Origin of the sequence: Anaerohalosphaera lusitana, from assembly GCF_002007645.1 — a bacterium.
In the GTDB taxonomy this organism is placed as follows: domain Bacteria; phylum Planctomycetota; class Phycisphaerae; order Sedimentisphaerales; family Anaerohalosphaeraceae; genus Anaerohalosphaera; species Anaerohalosphaera lusitana.
On record NZ_CP019791.1, the window covers coordinates 568,324 to 585,120 of the forward strand.

18 protein-coding genes are annotated in these 16,797 nt (G+C 54.3%); 13 read left to right on the forward strand and 5 right to left on the reverse strand.

The features are described 5' to 3' along the window. Position 1 precedes the first annotated feature (1 nt). The 10 genes from STSP2_RS02465 to STSP2_RS02510 all read left to right on the forward strand — a co-directional run bounded on the left by STSP2_RS02465 (position 2) and on the right by STSP2_RS02510 (position 8,628). Complete coding sequence (locus tag STSP2_RS02465) at positions 2–592, forward strand: electron transport complex protein RnfA (RefSeq protein WP_146659545.1); 591 nt, start codon at positions 2–4, stop codon at positions 590–592. A gap of 75 nt (positions 593–667) precedes the next feature. Continuing rightward, entirely contained in the window at positions 668–1,540 is an 873-nt protein-coding gene (locus STSP2_RS02470) for an RnfABCDGE type electron transport complex subunit B (RefSeq protein WP_146659547.1), read from the forward strand. 449 nt (positions 1,541–1,989) lie between these two features. Next, positions 1,990–2,766: a metallophosphoesterase family protein gene (locus STSP2_RS02475; RefSeq protein WP_146659548.1), complete on the forward strand. Its 777-nt coding sequence runs from the start codon at positions 1,990–1,992 to the stop codon at positions 2,764–2,766. 138 nt (positions 2,767–2,904) lie between these two features. After that, on the forward strand, positions 2,905–4,953 hold the full coding sequence (locus tag STSP2_RS02480; protein ID WP_146659550.1) for a YidC/Oxa1 family insertase periplasmic-domain containing protein: 2,049 nt from the start codon (positions 2,905–2,907) through the stop codon (positions 4,951–4,953). A 253-nt stretch (positions 4,954–5,206) separates the two neighbouring features. Further along, positions 5,207–5,473, forward strand: coding sequence for a hypothetical protein (locus STSP2_RS02485; protein ID WP_146659552.1), 267 nt, complete (start codon positions 5,207–5,209; stop codon positions 5,471–5,473). Beyond that, on the forward strand, positions 5,449–6,012 hold the full coding sequence (locus STSP2_RS02490) for a hypothetical protein (protein ID WP_146659554.1): 564 nt from the start codon (positions 5,449–5,451) through the stop codon (positions 6,010–6,012). The genes STSP2_RS02485 and STSP2_RS02490 overlap by 25 nt, the downstream gene beginning before the upstream one ends. A 28-nt stretch (positions 6,013–6,040) precedes the next feature. Beyond that, positions 6,041–6,451 carry a hypothetical protein gene (locus tag STSP2_RS02495; protein ID WP_146659556.1) on the forward strand — a complete coding sequence of 137 codons (411 nt, stop codon included), beginning with the start codon at positions 6,041–6,043 and terminating at the stop codon, positions 6,449–6,451. 58 nt (positions 6,452–6,509) lie between these two features. Next, on the forward strand, positions 6,510–7,769 hold the full coding sequence (locus STSP2_RS02500) for a hypothetical protein (RefSeq protein WP_146659558.1): 1,260 nt from the start codon (positions 6,510–6,512) through the stop codon (positions 7,767–7,769). 24 nt (positions 7,770–7,793) lie between these two features. After that, the gene (locus STSP2_RS02505; protein ID WP_146659560.1) at positions 7,794–8,207 is read left to right on the forward strand and encodes a hypothetical protein; all 414 of its coding nucleotides are present in this window, start codon (positions 7,794–7,796) and stop codon (positions 8,205–8,207) included. 19 nt (positions 8,208–8,226) lie between these two features. After that, positions 8,227–8,628, forward strand: a complete 402-nt coding sequence (locus tag STSP2_RS02510) for a hypothetical protein (protein WP_146659562.1) — start codon at positions 8,227–8,229, stop codon at positions 8,626–8,628. Positions 8,629–8,732: 104 nt separating this feature from the next. Here the strand turns inward: STSP2_RS02510 and STSP2_RS02515 are convergent, their stop codons facing one another. Further along, positions 8,733–9,227: a PEP-CTERM sorting domain-containing protein gene (locus STSP2_RS02515; RefSeq protein ID WP_146659564.1), complete on the reverse strand. Its 495-nt coding sequence runs from the start codon at positions 9,225–9,227 to the stop codon at positions 8,733–8,735. Between the two features lie 374 nt (positions 9,228–9,601). Here STSP2_RS02515 and STSP2_RS02520 point away from each other — a divergent pair, with 374 nt between their 5' ends. Further along, positions 9,602–11,335, forward strand: a complete 1,734-nt coding sequence (locus STSP2_RS02520) for a DUF4175 domain-containing protein (protein WP_146659566.1) — start codon at positions 9,602–9,604, stop codon at positions 11,333–11,335. 176 nt (positions 11,336–11,511) lie between these two features. Continuing rightward, positions 11,512–11,877 (forward strand): WapI family immunity protein, encoded by a 366-nt coding sequence (locus STSP2_RS02525; RefSeq protein ID WP_146659568.1) that lies wholly within the window; start codon positions 11,512–11,514, stop codon positions 11,875–11,877. Positions 11,878–11,901: 24 nt separating this feature from the next. Here the strand turns inward: STSP2_RS02525 and STSP2_RS02530 are convergent, their stop codons facing one another. Genes STSP2_RS02530 through STSP2_RS02545 form a run of 4 tightly spaced genes read right to left on the reverse strand, consistent with a single transcriptional unit; the run spans position 11,902 to position 14,979 of the window. Beyond that, the gene (locus STSP2_RS02530; RefSeq protein WP_146659570.1) at positions 11,902–12,219 is read right to left on the reverse strand and encodes a hypothetical protein; all 318 of its coding nucleotides are present in this window, start codon (positions 12,217–12,219) and stop codon (positions 11,902–11,904) included. A gap of 4 nt (positions 12,220–12,223) precedes the next feature. Then, positions 12,224–13,258, reverse strand: a complete 1,035-nt coding sequence (locus tag STSP2_RS02535; RefSeq protein ID WP_146659572.1) for a Gfo/Idh/MocA family protein — start codon at positions 13,256–13,258, stop codon at positions 12,224–12,226. A 15-nt stretch (positions 13,259–13,273) separates the two neighbouring features. Continuing rightward, positions 13,274–13,684, reverse strand: a complete 411-nt coding sequence (locus STSP2_RS02540; protein ID WP_169852924.1) for a dUTPase — start codon at positions 13,682–13,684, stop codon at positions 13,274–13,276. Positions 13,685–13,722: 38 nt separating this feature from the next. Continuing rightward, positions 13,723–14,979: a serine hydroxymethyltransferase gene (locus STSP2_RS02545; protein ID WP_146659575.1), complete on the reverse strand. Its 1,257-nt coding sequence runs from the start codon at positions 14,977–14,979 to the stop codon at positions 13,723–13,725. 381 nt (positions 14,980–15,360) lie between these two features. Here STSP2_RS02545 and STSP2_RS02550 point away from each other — a divergent pair, with 381 nt between their 5' ends. Continuing rightward, complete coding sequence (locus tag STSP2_RS02550) at positions 15,361–16,755, forward strand: tetratricopeptide repeat protein (protein WP_146659577.1); 1,395 nt, start codon at positions 15,361–15,363, stop codon at positions 16,753–16,755. Positions 16,756–16,797: the final 42 nt, after the last annotated feature.

The following is a 16,797-nucleotide window of genomic DNA, read 5'->3' on the forward strand; positions in this document are numbered from 1 at the left end:
CATGGATACCCTGCAAACCTTAATACTCGGCTTTCTCGGCGTCGTAATCGTAAACAACCTGGTACTCACGAAGTTCCTCGGCATCTGCCCGTTCCTGGGCGTGTCCGGGCGAATCGACATGGCCTTCGGCATGGGCCTGGCAGTGACGTTCGTGGTCACTCTTGCCGGCACGCTGACCTGGATCATCGACCACGGCTTGCTCATGCGGTACGAAAGCCTCGTCGTACTTCGCTACGTCGCGTTCATCCTTGTCATCGCATCCGCCGTGCAGCTCGTTGAAATGTATGTCCGTAAATTCTTCCCGCCGCTGTACCAGAGCTTTGGCATATTCCTGCCGCTGATTACCACGAACTGTGCGATCCTCGGGCTGTGCCTGTTCCTCAACCTCTGGGCGGTAGAAAGCCTTCTCGAAGCAGTCGTACTCAGCTTTGGTGCGGGCATTGGCTTTACACTCGCTATCTGCATCATGGCAGGTATCCGTGAAAATCTGCTCCTTGCCGACGTGCCCGAATGTATGAAAGGCGCACCGATAACACTCGTGACCGCTGGTCTACTAACCCTGGCATTCATGGGCTTCGCTGGCATGATATAAACCGAAACACAAACAACTGTTTACCGACCGCCCGAGCCGGCGGCAAAGCAAACTGAAAATATACCGGGAACAAAAATGACGATCACAACTGTTATTTTCGCTGGATTGATAATGCTCGCCCTGGGCAGCGTTTTCGCCCTCGTACTCCTAATCGCGAGCATAAAACTCAAAGTCGAAGTAGATCCGAAGATCGAACAGGTGCACGCCGCTCTGCCCGGCATTGACTGCGGTGCCTGCGGCTACGCCGGCTGTGCCTCATACGCAGAAGCGGTAGTAAACGACCCGGACGAACTCGGCAAGTGCTCGCCGGGCGGCCCGGACTGCAAGTCCAAGATCGCCGCTATTCTCAACCTGCAGGTCTCAGGCGGCGGCGCACCCCAGCGGCCAATCGTTCACTGCCGTGCACATTACGGTGACAAAACTTATTACGCAAAATACCAGGGCGTAGACTCCTGCACCTCGGCCAACGCCGTCCCCAACGTCCAGGCCTGCCGCTTCGGCTGCCTCTCGTTCGGCGACTGCACACGCGCATGCAAGTTCGATGCGCTGCACATCATCGACGGCCTGGCAACTGTCGACTACGAAAAATGCACCGGCTGCGCAGCCTGCGTAAAAGCCTGCCCCCGCGACCTCATCGAGATGGTTCCCTTCTCACAGGAAAATATGCTCACCGTCGCCTGCTCCTCACAGGAGTCCGGCAAGGATACTCGCGGTATGTGCAAAGTCGGCTGCATCGCCTGCCGCATGTGCACCAAGCAGTCCGATCTGTTTGAAATGACGGGCAATCTTGCACGCATGAAATACGAAGATTACGAACCATCCGAAAAGACCGACACTGCCGAGAAAAAGTGCCCAACCAACGTCATAGTCTACCGCGGCAAAACCGCACCGGCCCCAAGAGCCGCAGGCGAAAAGGCCCAAAAACCCAAACCCAAAACCGAAGCATAATCGGTCCTACCGTTTTGCCAAGCTGTCGCGGTGGAAAAGCCCTTCAGTGTCTCACTCGCTTAGAAACTCAGGCAAGTCGATTGGGGGTAGGCTTGCGAAGATGACCTGGCGGGGGGTGTAGGTTTATTTTTTACTATCTTTGTTCCTGTTTGCAGCAACTGCTCCAATTCTACGATTGCTGCGCCCATCTTTAACGAATATCAAAAAACTGAATGCTTTTGTTCAACACAAGATTTTTGTGGCGGGTCCGTCATGACATGTGGAGGTGTTGCGGCGAGGCGGGATAAAAAGTTTATTCTGATGCTGGCGTTTTTAGGGTTTTTCTGCTATAAGGAGGCCTTGTGTATGCGTTCATATTTGCCTTTTGGTAATGGACTTGCATCAAATGGGTGCTGGTTTTGCGGTGTGCGTAAGCTGGCTGGTTATTTTGGTTTAATTTGAAGATAGCGATGTTTGCAGTAATAAGCGATATACATTCGAATATTGAAGCATTGACGGCGGTGCTGGATGATATCAAGTCCAAGGGGATCGAAAAGATTTATTGCCTTGGGGATATTGTCGGCTATGGGCCGAATCCGAAGGAATGTCTGGATCTGATCATCGAGAAGACGGAATTCGCGGTCCAGGGAAACCATGATTACGCGGTTTTGTATGAGCCGACGAACTTCAATACCGGTGCTGAGATGGCTGCTCACTGGACGCGGAATTTTCTTGAAGAGGAAAAGGATGCGGCGAATCGTGAGAAGTGGTGGAACTTTCTCGGTGAGCAGATAATGCGCCGCAGCAAGCGGATGAAGCTGGGCGATGTGGACGCTCATATCGACTTTGTGCATGCGTCACCGAGGCGGCCGATCAACGAGTATGTGTTTCCGGATGATGTGTTTACGCTGCCGGGGAAGATAAACGGGCTGTTCGATATGGTGGAGCATATCTGCTTTATCGGGCATACGCATCTGCCGGGGGTGTTCCTGGAGGACCCGGACTTTTATACGCCTGACGAACTTGGGGAGTATTACCCGGTGATCCCGGATGAGAAGGCGATCATCAATGTCGGCTCGGTTGGGCAACCCAGAGACAGGGACAATCGTGCGAGCTATGCCTATGTGAAGGAGAACGAGGTGTATTTCGTGCGGGTGGAATATGATTATGAGAAGACAGCGAAGAAGATCTATGAGATAGATCAGCTTGACGATTTTGAGGGTGAGAGGCTGTACGAGGGGAAGTAAAAAGCAGTTTTTTGAACGACTTCTCGCGATTTGGCGGCTTAGGGGGAGCGGGGCTGCTGAGTCGTCGGCTTTGGAAATTGAGCGGTTTGGTTTTAGACGTGCCGGCGTGAGTCGGGCGGTTTTATAAGGGATAAAGAGATGAAATTGAAGATATTTGCAGCGGCGTTTATTCTGGCATTTGCGGGTTATTGCGGGTTCGAGGTTTATCAGTCTGGATTGTTCGTGGAGGGTGAGCAGGCGGGCGGTGTTATACGGCTTGCGGCTGAGGAAGCGGCCGGCGATACGGATGCGAGCGATGGGACGGATGTTGCAGGTGAAATAGATTCTGCTGAAGAGCAGACCGTGCTGCAGGCGGAAGAAAGGCTGCCGGAGCTGGTGGCGATCAACCGGGGGACGGTTACACGCGAGCTTGGGTCGCTGGATCCGCAGAGCGGGTATGAGTATAAGCTCGAGCTGACGAGTAAGGGGGCGGCGATCGCGAGTGCGACGATGAGCGGGTTCGACGATCGGAATGCGGACGATCCGCAGCCGCTGCGTTTGCTTGAGCCGGTTGAGACAGGACGCGGTACGAAGCGCACGTTTTCCAATGGTCTGGTGATCGACTGGGGTGACCGTTCGTTTCCGCTGGACAGGCTGAATTGGCAGGCGGGGGAAGTTGTGACGGCGGAAGACGGGTCGCAGTCGGTGAGTTTCGAGGCGATTGTAGGTACCGGTGTTGTGGATGCACAGGGCGGGGGGAAGACTGTCGAGACGCCTTTGTTGAAGGTGGTTAAGACATATACCGTGATGCCGGGGCTGTATCATATGGAATGTGATGTTGCGCTGGAGAATCTGAGCGGGACGCCTTACCGTGCGATGCTGCGGGTGCAGGGGCCGACGGGAATGCCCCGCGAAGCGGTTCGGATGGAGATGCGGAAGGTGTTCGGAGCGTATGTTTCGCCGACGGGCAAGGTCGAGTCGATATACAAGGAAAAGAAGGATATCGAGAAGGCGATCGAAAAGGGTGAGAAGGACAAGCTTTCGCTGACGGCACCGGAAGAGACGAACTTCTTGTGGGGGGCGACTACGAACAAGTATTTTGCAGCTATCCTGCGGCCCGTGCCTGTTGAGGGACAGAATTATGTGCCGGGTGCTGAGGCAGGTCGAGCACAGTTCTACCTTGAGAAGGGTGACGCGGCGGAAGCGGGCGGCGAGTATCTGAGCTTTGATATGAATTCGGTTTCTGGTGAGCTTGCGGCGGCAGGAAGTGAAGGCGCGAGCGATGTGCTGAGTTATCAGCTTTATATCGGGCCGAAGGATAAAGATGTTTTTACGGACAATGCGCTGTATCGCGAGCTGGCGTATTTTCAGACGATCAGCTTTCGGACGTGCTGCTGTCCGCAGGCGATAATCAGTCCGCTGTCGTTCGGTGTCATGTGGCTGATGAAGACGATGTATTCGCTAATGGGGCCGTTGGGCAACTACGGTATTGTGATCATTATCTTTGTGGGGCTGGTGCGGCTGGCGCTGCATCCGATCACGAAGAAGAGCCAGGTTTCGATGATGAAGATGCAGAAGCTTGGTCCAAAGATGGAAGAGCTGAAAAAGAAGTACGGCGACAACAAGCAGGAGCTGCAAAAGCGGACGATGGAGCTTTATCGCGAGATGGGCGTGTCGCCGGTGAGCGGTATGCTGCCGATCTTTTTACAGATGCCGATCTGGATTGCGCTGTACAGTGCTATTTATGCGAACGTCGAATTGCGTGGTGCGGCATTTCTGCCGGTGTGGATCACGGACCTTTCGGCGCCGGATGCGCTATTTAGTTTTCCGGCGATCACTATTCCGCTGATTGGTGCGGAGTTGAGTTCGTTCAATCTGCTGCCGGTGCTGCTCGGCGTTGCGATGTTCCTGCAGCAGAAGATGATGCCGCACCAGTCGCGTGAGGGAGTGAATCCGCAGGTGGCTCAACAGCAGAAGATGATGATGTGGATGATGCCTGCGATGATGCTGATATTCCTTTACAAGGCGCCGAGCGGGCTGAACCTGTATATCATGACAAGTGTGTTTGCGGGTGTTTGGGAGCAGAAGGTCATCCGCAAGCACATCAAGGAAAAGGAAGAGCTGGAGGCGCAGGGCAAGGTTCCTGTGACGAGCAAGACAGGCGGTAAGGTGAAGAAGAAAAAGCCGAAGCCGTGGATCAAGCAATAGAGGAATTGATGATGGTCGATGTGAATTCTAGAGGGCTGCTGCGAATGATCGCGCGGCCCTTTTTCTTTGTTGTGAGATGATGTTGGTGTGCCTTTGTCATTCGTATATTAAGCGCCGCTCGCGTTTTTTGAGTTTATGTGTTATTGAGCATCATCTTTTTAATGCCCGGTTGATCGTTAAGTGTTTGGAGGCAGGGGTTGCTCTGCAAAGTTAGTTTTATTTAGCAGGCTTGTAACTATGAAAGGGAACTGAAGTGAGCAGAGAGAAGAAGGTTATGCTGAGCGGGGCGGGGGTTAGCTGTGCTTTGGGGTTGGTAACGATCGGGCCGCCGGATCTTATTTCGCAGTGGTTTTATGCGACGGTTTCGGTGGCGGTCTATTTTATGTATGTGGGTGTTTTGCGGGTGGTGCTGGGCAGGATCACCGGGATTAAGCAGGCGGTTATCTTTGCTGTGATGGGCGTGCTGACAGCATATGCAGGGACGTGGGGTTTCTTATGGATCATGCGGGGAGTGGGTTGATATGGTTGGAAAAGCATGTGATGTATAAAAATCTTGTCAATAATAAGCTTGCCAAGCAAGTGTTGTTCTGGGCCGGGTTTGTTGGGGTGTGGTTTGTATACGCCTTTTTTATGGATGCGGTGGTTGGCAGGCCCTTGGATCGTGGCGACACAGCAATTGCGATGAGGCGCTTCACCGGGGTTGTGCTAGCGGGTATGCTGGCGTATCTGGTTTGGGTTTATAAAACTTGGCAGCGTGACAGATTCTGGCGGTTTGACGTTGCGGGAATGATGCTGGTCTGTGGATTGTTTGGAGTTGGCATATTTTACAAGACCGAAATGATGACCGTATTGGGTTTTATTAGTTTTTTCGTTTTATCAGACTTCAGGTTCATCAGAGAATTAAAGCGGGACAGGCATCTGGCGGGAAGTAAGAACATTCGGGAGCGGGTGGGATACTGGATAACGGTTGTTAATACCGTACTGATCGCTTTGATGATCATTATGTTGTCGGCAGTGGGTTTTGTTATGCTTGTGTATGTGCTAGGGATGGGGAAGTGAATGGTGTTTGGTTTGAAGGTGAGGATTTATGGCTGGGCCTGAGCTTGATGGTCGTGATGAGTTGGTGTATTACTTTTTTCCGCCGGGAGCTGCGGTGGCGGGGCTGGTGTCGGTTATGGCGTTTGCCTGGCTGGGCTGGTACGGGGTGAATGAGGTTTTGTTTTTTGCGTGGCCTGCGGGGCTGGTCTGGTGGGTGATCCATGTGCTCAGGCGTAACTGGCGGATGGCGGGACAGACGTATTTTCTGTTGTGGGCGTGGGTTTTGCTGTCGTATGTGGGGGCGATCGTGATGACGATCGTACTGCATTATTTGGGATGGGATGAGGAAAGGCGATCGCTTGTGAGTCAGCGTTTTGGGGTCGGTATGCTGGCGGTGCTGGCTTTGATGGGGGTAGTGCAGTTTTATATTCGCAGGCGGTGGTGGGGTGAGGATGAATAGAAGGTCGGGATGAAGAAAACAGGATTTCTAACAACATTCAATAGACGGAGGTTTTGTTATGCGGTTGGAGCGGATTTTTGTTTGCGGTGTTTTTATTTTGTGCTGTCTGGTTGGCGGGATTTGTTTTGGCGGGGAGGATGTTGAGGCGGGCAGTGCGGCGGAGCGGTTTGAGGAGGCGCTTGGGGAGGTAGACCCTGATGCTGGTGATGATGAGATGGTCGAGCAGATGAAGGAGGCGATGGGGGTTGAGAGTGACGAGGAGATGTTTGGAGTGATGCTGGAGGCTATGCGTGAGTCGGCGGACAGGATCGAGGATGGTGCTGAGAAGCTGGCTCGGAGGCGTGAGCGGCTGATCGATACTTATCGCGGTGAGCTGGCGGAGCTTGAGAAGATACTGCGGGCGGAGGAGGATGAGTGCGAGAAGGCGTTGCGGCTGGTGGATAAGAAGCGGGCTGAGTTGAAAGAGACTGCGGACAGGCGGGGCAAGGAGTCGAAGAGCAAGAGAGAGCTGGCGAGGCAGATTTATGCGCTGGGTCTTGAGGTGCTTGCGGATCGTATCGAGTTTATGCTCGGGGTCAGGCAGGTGTGTGAGGATGAGTGCGGTGACGCGGTGACGGAGTGGGTCGAGGATCGGCTGGTCGGTCTGCGGTTTGTTTATATCGAGCGGCTCGGGATGAATGTGACGGATATACTGAAGGCTGACCGGGAATCGGGGGATGTTTTGCGTGAGAGTGCATTTTTGCCTTCGTATATGACGCATTGGCGGGAAGTCGATTTCGGGGAGGCTATGCCGGAGCTGTATGAGAGCAGGCGGCGGATGCCGAAGGGGGGGCCGGGTATGATTGGCCTGATGCCTGGCGGGATGTTCGGAGGCAAGCGTCCGATCCGGCCGAGTGTTTACGGCTGGGCAGGCGGGGGAGCGAATATGCATTACTGTGTGGAGAAGGGAAAGGTGGGGCAGTTCGTGCGGGATGTGCGGGAGTTTTGTGAGGAGGCTGGGTATGAGGCGCTTGAGTTCGATTTGTGTGTGCCGGAGATGGAGGGGAGTGCGGATGCGGCTTGGATCGGTGGGCCCGGTGAGGCGGAGGCGTGGAACCAGTTCTGGTATGATGATGCTGGGCGCGTGTTCGGTGTGAGTGTGATGCGAAGCGAGGAGAAGGGCAACGAGGTGAGGTGGGTTTATCTGCCGCGGGAGAAGGTGGAGGCTGTGATGGATTATCTGCGGCTTGAGGATGGGGAGTATGAGGTTGACGAAGAGCGGATGGAGGCGGGGGATTTTTATCGGCTGCGCGACGTGACTGACAGTGAGTGGTTTTGAGATCGTTTTGCGGGAGGCAGGAAGATGGTTAGGATACCCAATAGTTTGTGGGGATATTTTTGGTATATGGTTCTGCTGACTGTTGCGGTGTTGATCGTAGCTATGCTGCTGAACTTGGGGGTGGATCCTGTTGCGGTGCCGGTGGTGACGGTAGTGAATGAGGCGGGGGGTGAGGTGCGGGGTGTGGAGCTGGTTTGTGGGGAGAAGGCTGAAGGAAGGCTTGTAATGGATTCTAAGCACGTTGGTGAACTGGCGGCGGGTGAACAGGCGGACGTGGTGATAGTGCCGCGGGAGAAATTTTCGTTGGCGGTGCGCTGGCAAGCAACGGACGGCGAGGAGTTTGAACGTGAGGTGGGCGAGGGCTTGGTGCCTGGTGAAATTGACAGAATAGAGATTGTGCTGAAGGCGGATGGTGAGGTGGATATGGAGATGGATTAAGGTTCGTAAGGAGCAGGTCATGGCGGTTGATAGGGTTCGGGTTGCGGTTTGGTCGGTTGCGGGGATTGTCGTGTTGTATTTTATCGCTGGGAGCAGTTGTTGGTGTTATGTGTTCAGTCCGACGCCTAGGGATTTTGCGGAGCGGATTGTTTGCGGGTCCAACCAGAAGGGGATACATGCGGCGGTGGTGGAGTACCGGGATGAGCATGGGGAGCTGCCGGGGTCGGCTGAGGTGCTTGTTGAGGAGGGGTATTTTGGTGAGGATGTGCTGGTGTGTCCGACAAGCGGTCAGGGGTACGAGTATGAGCGGGACAGCTTTGGCGAGTCGGATGAGGTGCTGATATTCTGTGATACGGATCATGGCGGTGAGAAGGTGCAGACGATGGGAGACGGGGAGGTGGTGATGGAGGCGGTGGAGTGAGGTTTGACTGCATTTGGTTTTAGAAGACGCTGGCAGGTTAAATTTTGAGTCGCATCACTTTTTCGTTAGATAACGAAAGCAGTGAGGAGCAGCGGATGAGTTTTTCAGTGTCTTCGACGCAGGGTTAATGTACCGATTGTGAGGAGTGCGAGGGTTGCGGGTTCGGGGACTACGTGTATGTCGGTTTGATATTCCTCGGTTGAGCCTTCGACCCAGTATCGCGCTCCTGCGAAGTCTTCGGGCACGAGGTCCGGGGAAATATGCGCCCATGCTTCGAGTGGTTCGTTAAATCCAAGCATTTCAGCAAGTACTGACAAGAAGTCTAAGCTCGGCCAGTCTAATATGACCCTTCTGACCGAATAGGAGTTAACTGAGTCGACTTGGGGCTTAGAGCTTTTTAGACCAGTATCTTCATTGGTTGTTTCATGGAAATCTAAAGCGATTCTTGTGACATTAGCACCATCATCGTCGACCAGTACCAAGCCTGAAAAAGAATCATACTGTATCAGGGGTATGCCGTCGCCGGTGATGAGGTTTGCGGATGCGGTTGTGGTCGCAAATAATGCGAAAGTGATGAGGGTCAGGGTTTTGAATTTCATGGTTTGCCTTTCTCAAAGACAGTAATTATGCCTGATGATAGTAAGGTGGAGTGAGAGTGTCAAGAAGTTTAGGGTGTTTTAGTTTACGTATTATATATAATCACACAGGGTGTTAAATATGTCGGTGCAGAGAATCAGATGGGTCAATAATGAGTAAGAAGCACGCTTTTTAATGCTGTTTACGTTTGGGGGCGAGTCGAAGGTGTGGATCGCTCTGTTGTTAGGCGGGGTGAATAAATTCTTTCATGTTGGGGGCGTTGTTGGTAAAATAGGCAGGTGCGTTTGGTGTGCCCGGGGGCATTTTTGGGTTTTTGTTTCGGGTTTTCGGGTGCCGGAATTTGGACTTTTTTCTTTCTCATTACAGGAGATTTGCGATGTTTGGGGCATTTCGAGGATATCGGAGCGTTTTCGTGATAGTTATGCTGGCGATCTTTGCGGGCGGTTTGTTTGCTGCGCCGAATGACAGGGGGCAGAGGCGAGGGCCTGGTCAGATGCCTGGAATGCTGCCGCCTGGTATGGGTGGTCCCGGTGAAATGGGGCCTGGTGGTCACGGAATGCGTGGGCACGGACAGGGTGGTTACAGCGGTGCGCTTGGGCAGGTGCTGAAAGAGGTACTCCAGACGGTCAATGCGGGCGGTGAGCTGAGCAAGGAAAAGCAGCTCGAGGTCCGGCAGACGCTGCAGCAGGAAAGAGAGCAGCGGCGGAGCGTGGAGTATCAGCTTTTGGAAGCGTGGTCGAATTATTTTGCGGGGGATATGAAGGGCGCGTATCGCGGTGCGCTGATGGCGAACAAGGCTGATCCGGAGAGTGCGGATGCGCAGCGGACGCTGGTTGCGACTGCGGTTATGTCGGGCAGCAAACAGTATATGCAGAACGCGATGAAGCAGGTCGGCGGCGAGATCGGTGACGGCGGGATGCTGGACCTGGATCTTGCGGGCTTGAACGCGGCGATGATCGGTCAGAAGGTCGGGCCGATCCAGGCGGTGTGCATGAACTCTACGCAGTTTATGTATCCCGGCAAGGGCAATCTTTGCATGATGGTGTGGCAGCTCGAGGAGAAGGTACAGGTTCAGCCGGGCGGAATGGGTCAAGTTGCCGGCGGTGAGCCTAACAGTATGGGCGGCTCGGATGATGACGATCGCGGTGGGTCGCGGCGGAATCAGAACGGTCGGCGCGGTTACGGCGGGGGTCATGGTACGCCCGGTATGATGCCGCCTGGTATGGGTAGCAACGGTCACGGATACGGCGGCGGATATGGCGGTCGCGGTCAGATGACGAATTTCGATGAGCAGATGATGGAGTTTCGCAACCTGTTCGTGCGGTATGCGGGCAATGGTGATGTCGCGTTTGTGGGAGTGAATACGGACAGTGCGGTGAACAGCGGGAAGGTTGCCGCGGAGCTGGTGAGCAAGGCGTGGCCGTGGGCGCAGGTGATGGCTGAGCGGGGCGGGCTTGGTGAGTATGCACAGATGAGCGTGGACCCGGATAAGCCGATGATGGTGCTGACGGACAAGCGGGGCGTTGTGACGTATGCGGGGCCGGCGAGCGGATTTTTGCCGAAGTCGATGATGACGTCGATGGAGGTTCAGCCGGTGGCGTTCGGGTCGGGCACGGGCGGAGCCGGGCAGATCGATGCGGCTGTCGCGCAGCAGATGCAGGCGGTATCGCAGATGAGTGAGGAAGAGCAGCAGGGTCTGCTGGGCAGGATGATGGGCGCGATGGGCGGTGAAGGTCAGCAGGGCCAGGCGGCCGGTCGTGAGCAGTCTCGCGAGCAACAGCGGGGAAGTCAGATGCAGAATGAGCAGCGGGGTGGGCAGCAGCAACAAGCGCAACAACAGGCTGGGCAGGCCGGCGAGCTTTCGGTGGCGCAGGAGTATGATGCCGGGAAGCTGCTGAGGCAGGCGCAGGTGCAGCTTGGCGGGACGAGTCCCGGGAGCATTCTGCGGATGTCGCGAAAGCGGTCGGAGCGGGGGATCAAGTACTGCCGGGAGATATTGCAGAAGTATCCGAGAACGAAGTATGCGGACGAGGCACGGAATCTGCTGCGGAAGGTTCCGGATCGGTATAAGGATGCGTTCAATGTGACGGATGAGGAGATGGGGTTGTAGGGCATTGATTGCCGAGACGGCTGTGAAGGCGTGATGAGTTTTACGGCTGTCGATCGGTTATATGTTATGAATTATAAAGGCGGGTCCGGTTGGCGGGCTCGTCTTTTTTGGGAGGTTGAGATGTCTTACGTTGAAAAGCTTGGAGTGCCGGACATAAGCTTAGGGGGTCTGCAGGTGTGGTTCCATGGGGCGGACTTGAGAACTGGCTGAACGTCACCGTACACTGTGGAGAAAATGGCGCAAGTGTCAGGGTTAGCGGCGACATCATTCATTCAACTGAGCTTATGACATTTCTGGTAGGCATCGAACGGCTTAGCAAGACGGTAAAGGGCCAAGTCGAGATGGCGTGCATGGAACCTTATCTGTCCGTGGTTTTGAAAGCAGGAGATTGCGGGCACATTGAAATCCAGGTAGATATTACCCCCGATCCAGCAAAACAGAAGCACAGTTTCATTTTCGAGATCGACCAGAGCTATCTGCCGAAGCTGATCACGGACTGCAAAAAGGTTCTTGAGGAATACCCTATGATCGGGAAGCCGTAAGTGTTTGACGTTTTCTGGATGCGACTAGAGTGTATCATCTAGTCTGTTTAGAATTTGCTTTGCGAGTTGGCGGACTTGCTGCCAGTCAGGGCTGGTCTTTAGGGCCTCGTGAGAGCATTGGTTTTGACTATTGTTAAGACGGGCAACTTTTGCTTTGAGCAGTTTTATGGCTTGGTAGGTCTCAGTGGTGAGAAGGCCATCTTCAACGAGGATGTCCAGGTTGTCGGATGCATCCATAAATTCCCAGACCAGTTCTTGCACTTGCATGCCGTCGAGATACTCTATCTGCTTGTCCGCCGGGGCGGCGAGGTTTTGTAATGTTTCTAGCAATTGGGTCAGCATCTGTCTATGGCCGGACTAGTTTTAGGATTCTTTGGGTGGGTTCTGGCATTGCGGTGCGGGCTGAGACGTAGGCGGATTCTATTAGGGACATGGTTTCTATTATGGGGTGGTATGTTGGTTCGGTTGGGGGTTTTGGGGGGTTGGTTATGCTGTGTGCGAACTCGGTGAGCATTGTTTCGAGTGAGTTGTCGGGCTGCTGGATGTAGTTGTACTGTTCGAGTATTTCGCCCTGGTTGTCGAAGAGGGTCATCGAGTCGGGGGTGGCTTTTATGTAGTTTTCTTTGCTGTGGATGCGGAGCATCAGTGCGGGCGGGCCGAGCACTCGGCTTGCGGTTACGTTGGCAAGGAGCGTGTCGGAAAATTTCATTGTGATCAGCGCGGTGTCCTCGGTGGTGGAGAGCCGCTGTTTGCGGTCGGGTGCGTGAGAGGTTAGCAGGGTGTAAATCTGCTGGGGGATGTCGAAGATGTCGACGACGCGTTCGAGCAGTTCGTAGCATTTCTGGAGGATGACGCCGCCGCCTGCGAGTTGCGGGTCGGCGAGCCAGCGTTCGTTGGGCTCTAGCTGCTGTGCGGGGAGGTGGCAGACCGCTGTGATAAGGTGGAACTTTTCGCGGCCCTGTGCGCGGATGTATTCTTTTACCTTGCGAAAGCCCGGCGCAACGCGGATGCGTGATGCCACGTCGAATTTGACCTTCTGCTTTTCGGCGGTTCGGATCATGTCGGCGGCCTGCTCGAAGTCGAGAGCAGGCGGAAGGAGCTTTAATATATTGCAGTTGTTCTTGATCGCGACGCGCAGGTGTTCGCGGCATAGGTGCATGGGTTCTGCGACGAGGAGCACCTGCAGGTCCGGCTGGATGACGAGCTGGCGGTAGTCGTTGTGCGGCTGGCAGTCGTAGATAGCCGCGATCTTCTGGGCCTGTTCGCCGTCGCTGTCGGCTACTGCGCGAAGCTCGAACAGAGAGGTTCTGTCCGCGGCTTCGAGCAGCTTGACACCGACGGGCGAAAGTCCCATGATGGCGGTCTTTAGTTTTTCAGCCATTCGATTTCGACTCGACTAGATAGCGATGTTCTTGTTGTCGTCTTCGGTTTTGTCCGCCATGGAGTAGCCGTCGTCCTGGCGGGAGTGGTTGACGCCTAGCTTTTGCTGATAGAGCTTGTAGACGTCGTCGGCGTCGAGGCCGAGGCACTGTGCGAGCGAGATCCAGAAGAAGAGCATGTCGGTGACCTCGACGCGTGCGTTCTGCAGGTCGTGGATCTTGAAGCGTTCGCCTTTTTTGGCCTCTTTGCACCAGTGCTTCCAGTAAGTGCTGTCGCGGAGCTCTTCGAGCTCGTTGCTCATTGCGGCGATGTAGTTGTTTAGCCATTCGCCGGCGTACTGGGGGTCCCAGTTTTCGCGGAGGGCCTTTGCGTCGAAGCCGGTTCGCTTGTTTAGCTCGGCCTGTTTTTCGAATAATTCTTTAAGCATGGGTTTTCCCATTTGAATACCGATTTTCAGTTCCGCTGTTACGCGGGGTTTACGAAGTTCGCTGGCACGGGGAAGTCGTCGCAGAGCTGTTTGACCTGTTTGTGTACCTTTTCGATCACTTCATCGTTTTCGACGTTGTGAGTAATCTCATTTATCCATTCGGCGATCTGCTCCATTTGTTCTTCCTTGAAGCCGCGAGTTGTGACTGCAGGTGTGCCCATCCGGATGCCGCTGGGGTTGAAGGGCTTTGCAGGGTCGTTGGGGATCGTGTTGTAGTTGGTTACGATGCCTGCGCGGTCGAGTGCCTTTGCGAGGGGCTTGCCGAGGATGTTCTTCGGTCGCAGGTCGATGAGGACGAGGTGGTTGTCGGTTCCGCCTGATACGACATCGAAGCCGAGCTCGACGAGTTTTTCGGCGAAGCGTTTTGCGTTTTTTACGACCTGCTGACCGTACTGTTTAAATTCGGGCGTTGCAGCTTCGCGGAGTGCGACGGCGATCGCTGAGATCGTGTGCATGTGCGGGCCGCCCTGCATGCCCGGGAATACGGCCTTGTTGATCTTAGCTGCGTGTTCTTCTTTGCAGAGGATCAGGGCGCCGCGCGGGCCGCGAAGGCTTTTGTGTGTTGTTGTGGTTACCGCGTCCGAATGCGGCACGGGGTTGGGGTGTGCGCCTGCTGCGACGAGGCCTGCTACGTGTGCCATGTCGCAGACGTGTGCTGCGCCGACCTTTTTGGCGATCTCGTTGAAGCGTGCGTAGTCGATGTGTCTGCTGTAGGCGGTCGCGCCTGAGACGATGACCTTGGGTTTGCATTCGAGGGCGAGCTTTTCGATCTGGTCGTAGTCGATCAGGTCGGAATCGTCCTCAAGGGTGTAGTGTACCGCGTTGAAGAATTTGCCTGTGACGGAGACCTTCCAGCCGTGGGTGAGGTGGCCGCCGAAGGGCAGAGAGAGGGCGAGGATGGTGTCGCCTGGGTCCGCGAATGCGGTGTAGACGGCTACGTTGGCGACGGAGCCGGAGTATGGCTGGACGCAAGCGTGTTCTGCGCCGAAGACCTGTTTTGCGCGTTCGATGGCGAGGTTTTCGATCTTGTCGGTGACCTGCTGGCCTTCGTAGTAGCGTTTGCCGGGGTAGCCTTCGGAGTATTTGTTGGTCATGCAGCTTCCGGTTGCTTCGCGGACAGCCATCGAGACGTAGTTTTCCGAGGGGATCAGGCGGATCGAGTCCTGCTGACGTGTTTCTTCTTCGTTGAGAAGGTTGTATATCTCTGGGTCGTGTGTTTTGAGCCTATCGTACATTGTGCCTCCTGGTACAGTTTTCGATTGTGTTTTCAATTCAGACCGGCATTTAAGGTGAAATCAATCGGAGCTTAAAGGACAAAACCGCAAAAAACTCCGTTTTAGGGGACAATTTTTGGTTCCCGATCGTCGATATAGTTGTGGCGTCTTGTGTGTTTTCGGGGCCGGTATCAAACAGGTGGTAATTATACAGGTTGCGAAGGAGATTCAAAGTTATTTTTCGCAGGGACGGACGACAAGAGGTCCGGAGAGAGAATAGCTGAAAAAGGTAGTTTTGGCAGTCGGTAGTCGGTGTCCTGTTCTATATAACAGTTGACAGGCGCGGGTTGGTGGGCTTATCATAAGTTGTTTTATTTATGTAATTTGGAGCAAGTTTTAGCTATGGCAGGTACGCAAACGGGTGATGATCTGGAAAAAGCTTTAGCGTTCTTTGAACGTGCTGAGGAAGTTGCGGCCTCTGATAATTTCGATTATGCGATCGAGATGTATCTTGAGGGGTTACGGCGGGCTCCCGATGCGCTTGAGCAGGGGCATTTGCCTTTGAGGCAGCTTGCACTGAAAAGGCAGGCTCGCGGGGGCAAAAAGCCGACTGTTGTGGAAAAAATGAAGCATATGGGGGGCAAGACGCCGGTCGAGGAGCTGGTCAACGCGTCGTATCTGTTCGCGAAGGATCCTGATAATACGCACTATGCGGAGACGCTGCTCAAGGCGGCTGTCAAGGGGAACTACCGCAGGACGGCGGAGTGGATCGCTCAGCTCGTGTTCGAGGCGAATCGGGCCAGCGAGAAACCTTCTTTTGCAACTTATATGCTTTTGAAGGACTGTTATATTAAGCTGCAGCAGTTCGGGATGGCGGTTTCGGCATGCAGGCACGGTGTGCAGATGAAGCCTAACGACGAGGCGCTGCAGTTGGAACTGCGGAACTTGTCGGCGCAGATGACTATGCAGAAGGGCAAGTATAACGGCAAGGGTGATTTTACCGGATCGATCAAGGACAGGGAAAGGCAGCAGGAGTTGATCGAGGCGGAGAGGCCGAGGCATTCAGAGGATAAAAAGAAGGAGGTGGTCAACCAGGCGCGGGCTGCATACAAGGAGAATCCGGATAGCGTGGATAACATTGTTTCGCTTGCCGATGCGATGTTTGGGCTTGGTACGGCGCAGGGGCATAACGATGCAATTCTCTTTCTGAAAAGGGCTTACGAGAAGAAAGGCGAGTTTGCGATCAAAAAACGGTGGCACGAGCTGAAGATGAGGCGGCTTCGGATCCTGATACAGTTGGCGAAGACGAAGGCCAAGCAGGAGCCGGAGAACGCGAAACGGCGTCAAGATGTGATGGCGCTGGCGGAGCAGTATAATAAGGAAGAGTTGCGTTACTGGGAAGCGTGCGTGGAGCACTATCCGACGGACCTGAGGATGAAGTATGATTATGGTATCTGTCTTATCAAGAACGGGCTGTATGATGAGGCAATTCCGGTGCTTCAGGAGGCCCAGCGGGAGCCGGGTAAGCGGGTCGCGGCGATGGATGAGACGGGATTGTGCTTCTTTTTGAAGGGCTGGTACCAGGATGCGATAGATATTTTTCAGGAAGCGTTCAGGCTTTGCGAGGTCAGGGACAGCGACCTGGCAAAAGACATAAGATACAATCTGGCAAGGAGTTATGAAGAGGATGGGCAATCTGAAAAGGCTCTGGAATACTATCGAAAGCTCGCTCAGTTAGATTTTAAATACAAAGATGTCAGCCAAAGGGTTGAAAATCTCAGAAAATCTGGTAAATAGATAGGTTCGGACTCCGGTGCGCGTGCGGCGGAGCACTGTTTT